The 8843-nt window shown below is 70.3% G+C and carries 7 protein-coding genes; 1 reads left to right on the forward strand and 6 read right to left on the reverse strand.

The genetic code is table 11. The features are described 5' to 3' along the window. Positions 1 to 41: 41 nt before the first annotated feature. The 6 genes from GTW43_RS11865 to GTW43_RS11890 all read right to left on the reverse strand — a co-directional run bounded on the left by GTW43_RS11865 (position 42) and on the right by GTW43_RS11890 (position 7410). On the reverse strand, positions 42 to 3002 hold the full coding sequence (locus tag GTW43_RS11865) for a Z1 domain-containing protein (RefSeq protein WP_161301612.1): 2961 nt from the start codon (positions 3000 to 3002) through the stop codon (positions 42 to 44). Positions 3003 to 3060: 58 nt separating this feature from the next. Then, on the reverse strand, positions 3061 to 4623 hold the full coding sequence (locus GTW43_RS11870; RefSeq protein WP_161301613.1) for an ATP-binding protein: 1563 nt from the start codon (positions 4621 to 4623) through the stop codon (positions 3061 to 3063). A gap of 186 nt (positions 4624 to 4809) precedes the next feature. Then, positions 4810 to 5028 (reverse strand): hypothetical protein, encoded by a 219-nt coding sequence (locus GTW43_RS11875; RefSeq protein WP_161301614.1) that lies wholly within the window; start codon positions 5026 to 5028, stop codon positions 4810 to 4812. Between the two features lie 224 nt (positions 5029 to 5252). After that, positions 5253 to 5654, reverse strand: coding sequence for a peptidase inhibitor family I36 protein (locus GTW43_RS11880; protein ID WP_161301615.1), 402 nt, complete (start codon positions 5652 to 5654; stop codon positions 5253 to 5255). Positions 5655 to 5730: 76 nt separating this feature from the next. Further along, positions 5731 to 6300, reverse strand: coding sequence for a peptidoglycan-binding domain-containing protein (locus GTW43_RS11885; protein ID WP_161301616.1), 570 nt, complete (start codon positions 6298 to 6300; stop codon positions 5731 to 5733). A gap of 120 nt (positions 6301 to 6420) precedes the next feature. Next, positions 6421 to 7410: a helix-turn-helix domain-containing protein gene (locus GTW43_RS11890; protein ID WP_161301617.1), complete on the reverse strand. Its 990-nt coding sequence runs from the start codon at positions 7408 to 7410 to the stop codon at positions 6421 to 6423. Between the two features lie 226 nt (positions 7411 to 7636). On the opposite strand from GTW43_RS11890, the gene GTW43_RS11895 reads away from it, so the two are divergent. Beyond that, a partial coding sequence (locus GTW43_RS11895; RefSeq protein ID WP_161301618.1) for an ATP-binding protein occupies positions 7637 to 8843 on the forward strand: 1207 nt, incomplete at its 3' end.

The raw sequence follows: 8843 nt of genomic DNA on the forward strand, positions 1-8843 counted from the left end.
CCGGGAGAGGAGGGCTTCATCTCGGTCACGAGGGTCGAGCCTCACACATGGGACGGTGCACGGTCGATGATCGCCGCGTCACTCCGACCCGAGTCGAGGGCACGGAAGCGTACCAGTGAGCTGCCGGCGACGGCCGCCGACGCCGGGGCGACGAAGGCAAATGCCATGACGAGGTCACGCGGGTCGATCGAGCCGTCGGGGTCGATGCGAGGCTCGGACTCCACCACCGGGTACAGCACCAACGCGCCACGGCGCGGCCGACGGTTGTCCTCGATCGTCGCGTTGCCGTTCAGGCCCGATGCGCCCGCGAGTCGCTTCGCCGCGGCCACATGGCGCGGCTCGCGGACGGCGCCGAACAGATTCCCGCGACGCCGATTCCTTCGGGCGAGCGAGAAGGGTCCGTGCCCCAGGATCCGGGCCTCTCGGCGCCGGGCCGATGTCTGCATGGGCGCGATCACGAACCAGTCGTCGATCGCGTGGTCCCCCTGCGCGGCGCTCAGGAGGAACTCCAGATGGGGGGAGAATCTCTCCGGAGCCGACCACCGCAGTTCGCACAGGACCGTCAGCAACTGCGCGTGCGTGATCGTGCCCACCTGCGCGTGGTAGTGCGGGCCGCTGTCCATGGCCAGCGACACCGGGGTCCCGTCGAGCGATCCGAGCACCGGTTCCCAGCACCGCGCGTTGTGACGCAAGGATTCGGGCTCCTCCGGGTACGCCGTGGGCTCCACCCATACCCCCGGCGAACGCACCTCCACCAGCTCCGCGTTGAACATCTTGTTCGCCGCCGCGGGCCGCACCCAGGACAGATGCTGGGAGACGAGCGGCGGTACCTGCGACGGGGTCAACTGGGGCTTGCCGTCGACGAGTTCCGCGTAGCGGGAGAGCTGCTCGCGGAAGAGCTCCTCGTCACGGCAGATGCCTTCGAACGCCTCGTACAGGTCGGCGGTCCGCTCGCGGCCGTACGTCTCTTCGCGTCCGATGTACAGGCGGACCAGGTCCTGGTAGCCGGGCCGGAAGCCGAACCACCGGCCCATCTGCATGAGGGTGTCGGCCTGCCGCGTGGTGCGCCGGTAGTACGTGACCGTCAGGCCCTCGACCGTGAACCCGCGGGACAGTTTGGTGCCGCCCACGAGGATCTTCCAGACCGGGTCCGGGCCGTTGAAGTCGAGGTCCAGCTGGTCGAAGTAGCGGTCGGAGTCGCCGTTGACGACGAGCACGGGGCGGCCGCCGGAGGCGATGCGCTGCTTGGCCCCGCTCACGTACTGCTGCAGCTCCTCGTAGGTGCCCGGCGTCGGCAGACCCGGGGCCTGCGCAGCGGAGACCGGACCGAAGTCTCGTTCGTACAGGCTCCGCAGACGGGCCTGCCCGGCTGTGGACGCGTGGCCCGACTCGTGCCACATGGTGTTGATGCGCAGCGCGAGCTCCGCGTGATCGTCGGTCCTCACGGATTCGTGCACCAGCATCGTGTGATGGCGGAACGGACCGGCAGGCACTCCGTGGGCGGCGCGGTACAGCTTCAGGGCGCCAGTCAGGAGGAATGCGTCGAGTGCCTCCTGGAGACGGTCGTCCCCGCCCGAGTCCGCGTAGATGCCGCGTACGTGCGCCTTCTCCTTGGAGTTGGTGAGGTCGCGCTCGTCGAACGGGACCGGGTTGTCCAGGTCGTGGAAGTCCTGGACGCCCATGTAGCCGACGGGGCGGGGGAGTGAGATCAGGAAGTCGGAGGGGAAGATGTCCTCACCGTCGGACGGGTCGACGAAGACGTTCGCGAACGGCGTCGCCGTGTATCCGACGTACTGGGCGCGCGGGAGCAGGCCGAGGAGCTGGGAGATCTGGGCGTTGATCGCCGTGCGCTCCGTGCTGCCGGCCGCCCACTTCTTCGGGTTCGACGTGTTGACCGAAGCCTGGTCGGACTCGTCGTCGATGATCAGGGTCGGGATCTCGCCCAACAGCGCCTTGATCTGCTTGAGATCCTTGACCAGCTTGCTCAGGACGGCCTTGTTCTTCTTCACGACCATGACGCGGGCCGCAGCGTGATGCAGGTTGGAGGGGTGGGTCAGCGGAAGGGAGGGATCCCGCTTCTCGTACTCCAGAGCGCGGATGCCGGTCGTGAGCGACTTGTAGTCGTTGTCCCGTGTGGTGAGCCGTTCGATGTCGAAGGCGCCGTGGGCGGACGGCCTGCCGCCGTGCGAGACGAAGTTCGGCCAGTCGGGGTCCTCGTCGCCCACGTAGTCGACGCCTACGAGCGAGTCCACGTCGTCGGGGTCGGCGCCGCGCAGGATGTTCTCCTGGCCGATCAGCTCCATGTCGAGACGACGCTGGGTCTGTGCCCGCAGCAGGTTCAGTGTGCCGCCGAGGACGATCACCAGGCGGTAGCCCGCGTCGATGGCCTTCGCCGTCACGCCGGTGAAGTTGGCCGTCTTGCCGGACTGGACGTAGCCGACGACGAGCCCCTTCGCCTGGCGGGCGGCGGACTGTTCGGGGTCGGACAGCCGCTCGACCACGGCACGGCTCGCCTCGTCGAGCCCGGCGATCGCCTCGGGTGACCAGCCCTTGGCGCGCAGCTTCTCCTCGTAGGCCTGCCAGTAGAAGGAGCGGGCGGCGGCGCGCTCGGGGGTGTACCAGGGCGTGAACTCTCTGGTGATCACCGTCGGAGCCGGAACCTCGGAGACGGGCATCGCGGAGTCGAGGACCTTGCGCAGGTCCGTGCCCAGGCAGAGCCTGTCGTACAGCGCGTCGCGGCGGGCCCGGGTGCGGGGGCCGCTCCCCGGCGCCCAGGAGGCGTCCTGGGCGAAGTCCCAGCTGTTGAGGTGCCGAGCCCACAGCGCGGCGAGCTGCTCGTCACCGCCCAGCAGGCGCGCGCGGAAGGTGTCCTCACCGAGGTCCTCGTCCGGGTGGTCCTCGTCAGCGACGAAAGCGGCGAACTTTCCGAAGTGTCGGGGGGACTCGCCCATGCCGGCCAGGGTGTTCGTGTGGATCTTCAGGAGCGCGTCTTCGGTGGTCATCGCGGCTGCGGCTCTTTCTGCGGGTGGGTAGGCGTCAGTGCTGGGGGCCGGTGAACGGTCAGTCGTCGGAGCGGAGGCGGCGTTCTCGCTGGGCGCGGACCGATGCCAGCAGGATGGTGTTCCAGTAGTCGATCCGGTCCTGCCGGATGCGTTCCCAGCGGCCCAGTCCGAAGCAGTCCTCAAGGAGCAGGTAGAGCAGGGCCTTGGTGACGGGCGCATCGTTGGAACCGCCGCGGCGACCGTCATTGAAGTCGTCGCGGAAGGCCTTGTTGAGCAGGATGCGGTTGACCTCACGGTCCAGCTTGAAGAACACGTCCTCCGGCAGAGGCGCCCACTTGAACTCGATGGGGTCTTCGCCCGGCTTCTCGGGAAGCTCCTCCTTGATCACGCGCTTGATCGCCGGGTCGATGCCCTTGCCGGGTGGAGTCACCGGCTTGCGGACCACCTCGGAGCGCTTCGAGCCGTCGCGGTATGCGGTCTCGGCGTCGCCGAGGAAGCGCTGGAAGGTGCCGCCCTTGTCGTCCACGGCCTTGTCCACGGCCGACGTGAAGGCGGGGGTGACGGTGACCCGTTCCTTCTTCACGTCGAGGCTGAACACACCGTTCACCGCCGACGGCAGGTTCACGGCGATGCGGGCCAGCACCAGGTGGGACTCGGCGCTGCGCAGACCGTTCCAGCCGCCCGCCTGGACGAGGCGGTCGTTGCGGTAGAAGTAGAAGCCCTGCCGGTCGATGAGGGAGCCGATCTGGCGGAAGCCGGCCTGCTTGGACTTGGCCGGCCAGACATGGGTCGTGAGGCCGACGTCGCCGACGCCTTCGACGGGCGCCGTGTGGGTACGTGGATACCCCTTGCTCCCAGGGACCTTGTAGCCGAACGGGTCCAGCGGCTTGACCGCGATGTGGTCGACCTCCTCGCCGAATCCGGCGCCGGCGCCGGTCACGTCCCACACGGCGATGTCCAGCTGGAGGCCGCGTTGGAGGAAGCGGTGGAGATACAGGCCGAGGTGGTTCTCCAGGCGGGCGATCGCCTTCGACAGATATGCGTCACTGTGCCCGCGTGCCACGGTCTCGAAGGCCCGCACACCGTCCCAGCGCACCACCGTGCCGTGCCATTCGATGACCCCGTCATAGCGGTCGACCATGTCCTGCGCGTACCGCTGGTCCACGGTGTCGCAGCGGAACGAGTCCTCGATGCCCTCGGCGGTGAGCCGGCGGCCCGCGGCGCGGCTGCGCTTGGTGCGGCTGATCACGGTCAGTGCGGAGGCGTTGGACAGCGAGGCGGCTTTGAGGCCGGTGCCGTACATGCCGAGGGCGTCGTCCCCGTAGGCGCGCCGCCGGCCGACGATCATGGCGGCCTCGAGCCCGGCGTCGTCCATGCCGTGCCCGTTGTCGATGATCAGCAGGGTCAGGATCCGGTCCGCGTCCCGGAGGAAGTGGACGACGACCTTGTCCGCTCCGGCGTCGATCGAGTTGTCGATCAGGTCGGCGACCGCCACCTCGAAGCCGTAGCCCTGGTTCATGAGCGCCTTGCCGTAGCCGGCGTCCGGCGGCAGGTGGGTGGATCCGGAGGTGGGGACGTCGTACTGCCACGCCTCACCGGCGGCCCCGGTCTCGTACGCCATGTCATTCCTCGTGCACACAGGGTCGGGCCCTGTGTGGGGAGTGCGGCCCGACGGATCTCGTTTCAGCAGATGTGATGGTATTGCAAAGAGGGAGAATGGTGTACCAAACGGAGGTATGGGCGGGGATGTGCGACCTGCCCCCAGAAGCAGCTGAGCGGGGCGGCCTCGGCCGCCCCGCGGGTCCTGCTACTGCGCCTGCTTCCTCACGTACGAGAGCGCACTCATGCCGAGCCCGAAGGCTCCGGCCAGGGCGGCGGCGCCGCCGGCCACGGCAGGGCCGGGGGCCGTGCCGAGGACGGTCAGCAGGATGCCGGCCATCAGGCCCACCACCGTCGAGGCGGAGAGCAGGAGGCTCACCTCGAGTGCGCGGTGGTCGCACGAGTCTTGCGTCGGGTTTGCTGTCACCTGGATACCTCCATGAACCTCGCCGCTGTTGCGGACGCCGGACCCCGATCCCCCGATCCGGGTCCCGCGACGTCGCCTCACAGGCAGGCGTGCGATACACGAAAGCTCAAGTGGCAGTCACTGTACGGAAGTTGCAGCAGGAGTACTTTACCGCCGGCCTCGGGGCGGCACCAGGGTCGTTCGCGGGGGTGCCGGGCGGAGGCCGGAGCCGGGGCCCCTTTCGGTCAGCTGCCGCACGTGCCCTTGATCCAGCGGTGCGAGCGCAGCTTGTACGTTCCGGCGAGGTTCCCGCTCTTTCCCTGCTTCGTGCAGCCCTTGCGGGTGCTGTAGTCCTTCCCCGCGTAGTAGGCGACACCGCTCCAGTTGCTGCTGGTGCCCTTGTTCTTGATGGACTTGACGTTCTTGGTGGAGGACCAGGAGCACTTGATGTTGCCGCTCTGCCAGTCCGGGTCCGTCTGGCTCCACATGCACATGTCGCCGGAGTAGTCGGAGCCCGTGTAGAAGCAGACGTACTTGTCCGGGCAGGGCGGCGGAGACGCGGCACTCGCGGTGCCCGGTACGGCAAGCGTGGCGGCGGCCGCGGCGCCCACCGCGAGTGCGGCGAATGCGGAACGGGTCCTGCGCATGTGTCCCCCTGTGGTCGGTGTGAGAGCGAGCGTGACGGCGATGGAGCGACAGGTCGTCGGCCGGGGGCTGGGTGGGTCAGGCGCAGGTGTGGGAGGTGTACGACGCGAAGCGGTACTTGCCGTTGTCGTTCGTGGAGCCCTCCCAGAAGACGTAGACCCCGTTCTCGGCGCGCACCAGGTAGAAGCTGCGGGCGGCGCCCGAGTAGGTCAGGATCTTGCCGCCGAACGCGTACTCGTAGGCGTAGTCGTAGAAGCGCAGCTTGCTGTCCGCGTAGCCCCAGGTCTGGTTGCCGGCCTTGCCGTCGACGCCCAGGTGCCAGCGGGACTGGAGGTTCTTCGTCGCCGCGGTCGTGTTCGCGCCGAACCGGCCGTCGACGTCCGCGGCGGTGTACGCCTTGCCGTTCGACTTCTTCGCGCCTTCCGCCCACAGGATCTGCTGCCACAGGCACGTCGCGTTCGAGTTGGCGTGGCTCGACGCGGAGATGGTGCCCTCGTCGCCCCAGTCGTTCGTGAAGTCGCCGCCTCCCGACACGGATCCGCTGCTGATGCTCGCGGACGCCGGGGCGGCGGCGATCGCGAGTGCGCCGGCGACGGCTGCGGTCACGACGGCCGTGGTGACGCGGGTCTTCGTCGTACGGAAGGTCATGGGTCCCCCTGGGTGATGCGGTCAGATGCCGGTGCGCCCATGCTCGCCAAGCCGGTGCCGCGGCGTCGACGCTGTTGCGGCTCGGCGCAAAGGCCCTGGCCAGGGGTGGGAAGGGAACCCTTACTCGGTCGATGCGCGCAGCAGCGCCGCGCCCGCGGGGGTGAGCGTGTGGAGGACCGACGGGCCCGTGCGGACCGTGGTCAGCAGGCCCGCGTCGCGCAGCACCGTGGCGTGCCGGCTCGCCGAGGACGCCGAGACGCCTGCGGCGCGGGCGAGTTCGCCGGTCGTGGCGCCCGTGGCCGCGACGCGCAGGGCGACGGCCCGGGCGCGCCCGAGCAGGGCGACCAGGGACTCGTGCTCGGGCTGCGGCTCGGAGGGCCGGGAGGGCTCGTGGAGCAGGGAGTACCAGAGGACCGGGGGCAGCCGGGGGTCGGCGAAGGCCACCGGCTCGCCCCAGTTGAAGTAGGAGGGGACGAGGGTGAGGCCGCGGCCGTTCAGGTACAGGTCGCGGTCCTCGACCTGCTTGGGGTAGGCGACCTCGAGGACCGGGGAGCGCCAGCGCAGCATCGGGCCGAGACCGGCGAGCATGCCCTCGACGCCGCCGTCGAGCAGGCTGCGGCAGCGCCGGGCGCGCTCCGCCTCGATCCGGGCCTGGGCCCGTTCCTCGTACGGGGCGATGACGGCGGCGTGGTACGCGCGCAGCACCGCCACGAACTCCTGGCGCACGTCCCCTCGGACGAGGTGTCCGGTCCAGGGCGGGGTGGCCGTCGCCCGGCCGAGGAGCGACAGTTCTTTCTGGACGCGTCCTGGCGGCGCGGCCAGGATCGAGTCGAGGCCCGCGCGCAGGTCGCCGATCGCGTCGGGCGGGGTCAGGAAGTCCGGGAAGTACGCGGCTCTCGGGTACAGGGGGAGCAGGACGTCCCGCAGGGCGCGCTCCAGCCCGTTCTCCCGCAGCTGCGTGCGGGCCGTGCGGTACCAGCCGGCGTAGGCCCAGCGTCCCCGGCGCGACTGGAGCCGGTGCAGGCTGGACGCGATCTCCCAGAGCGGGTCGGGCGCGGTGGCGATCCTGGTTCTGGCCAGGTCGGCATGGGTGAAGTGAATGCGCAGCATGTCGTTGGCTCTCCCCCGTCGAGCTCGACCGGCGGGGCGAGCGTAGGAGTTGGAGGTCAAGGAATAGTAAACGAAAGGTCAACGGACTGGTGGGCCCCGTGAGACGCGACCACTGTGCGGCGCACCTCCGGCCGCGCCACGCCTCCTCGCGGCCCGCCCCGCCCGCGGCGTCGGCCGGTGTAGAACGGTGCAGGGACGATCGAGCCTGATCCGGGGGTGGACGCAGATGGCGGGGCAGGAACGGCGGCGGTCGCGTGGGGAGTTGATCCGGGAGCGGGCGCAGGGGGAGTTCGTCGGGCGGCGGGAGCAGTTGTCGTTGTTCAGCGAGAACCTGGCCAAGGACCCGCTGTCGGAGAGTGATCCCGCCGATTTCCTCTTCTCCGTGCACGGGCTCGGCGGGGTCGGGAAGTCGACGCTGCTGCGGCAGTGGCGGGAGGCGGCGCGGCGGGCCGGGGCGCTGACGGCCGTGGTCGACGAGAACGATGTGCACGGGGTGCCGCAGACGCTGACGGAGCTGGCGCGGCAGCTGGCCGGTGAGGGCGGCGCGCTGAAGGGGTTCGACAAGGCCGTCGAGCAGTTCGAGCAGCTGGAGCGCGAACAGGCCGCGGCCGGGCCCGACCCGGCGGGCGGGGACGGCGCCGCCTCCCTGTCGAGCCGGGTCGCGGCGCAGGCCACGCTCGGGGCGCTGTCGATGGTGCCGGCCGTCGGGGCGGTCACCGCGATGGCGAGCTCGGACGCCGCCGCACAGGCCCTCGACCGGCTGCGGGAGAGCGCCCGCAGCCGGGTGCGGCGCGGGCGGTCCGCGGACGCGGCGGGCCTGTTCCGGGCGTTCGTCACCGAGCTGGAGCGGCTGTGCGGGCAGTACCGCTGGGTGGTGCTGTTCTTCGACACGTGGGAGCAGACCGGCCGCCACCTCGACGCGTGGGTGCGCGAGCTCGTCCAGGACGGCTTCGGGCCGCTGCCGGTCAACGTGATGGTGGTGCTCGCCGGGCGCGACGAACTGTCCGAGCGGGACTGGGCCCCGCTGCGGCCCCTCGTGAACGACCTGCGGCTCGACGTGTTCACCGAGGCCGAGACGCGGGCGCTGCTCGCGGCGCGCGGGGTGTCCGAACCGGCCGCCGTGGACGCGGTGTTCCAGCTGTCCCTCGGCCTGCCCCTGCTCGTGGAGCTGCTCGCGCTGACCCCGCCCGCGGACGACGCCCCCACGGTGCTCGAACACCGCGGGGACGCCGTCGACGCCGTGGTGAAGCGCTTCGTGCAGTGGATCACCGACCCGGTGCAGCAGCGGACCGTGCTGGCGTGCGCGCTCGCACCGCAGCTGAACGAGGACGTGTTCGCCGCCGCCGCGCCGCAGGAAGGGCGGCACCTGTGGGAGTGGCTGAACGCGCAGCCCTTCGTCAGCGGCCACGGCGACTTCAAGCAGTACCACGCCA

It is taken from the genome of Streptomyces sp. SID5785 (genome assembly GCF_009870065.1).
Classification (GTDB): domain Bacteria; phylum Actinomycetota; class Actinomycetes; order Streptomycetales; family Streptomycetaceae; genus Streptomyces.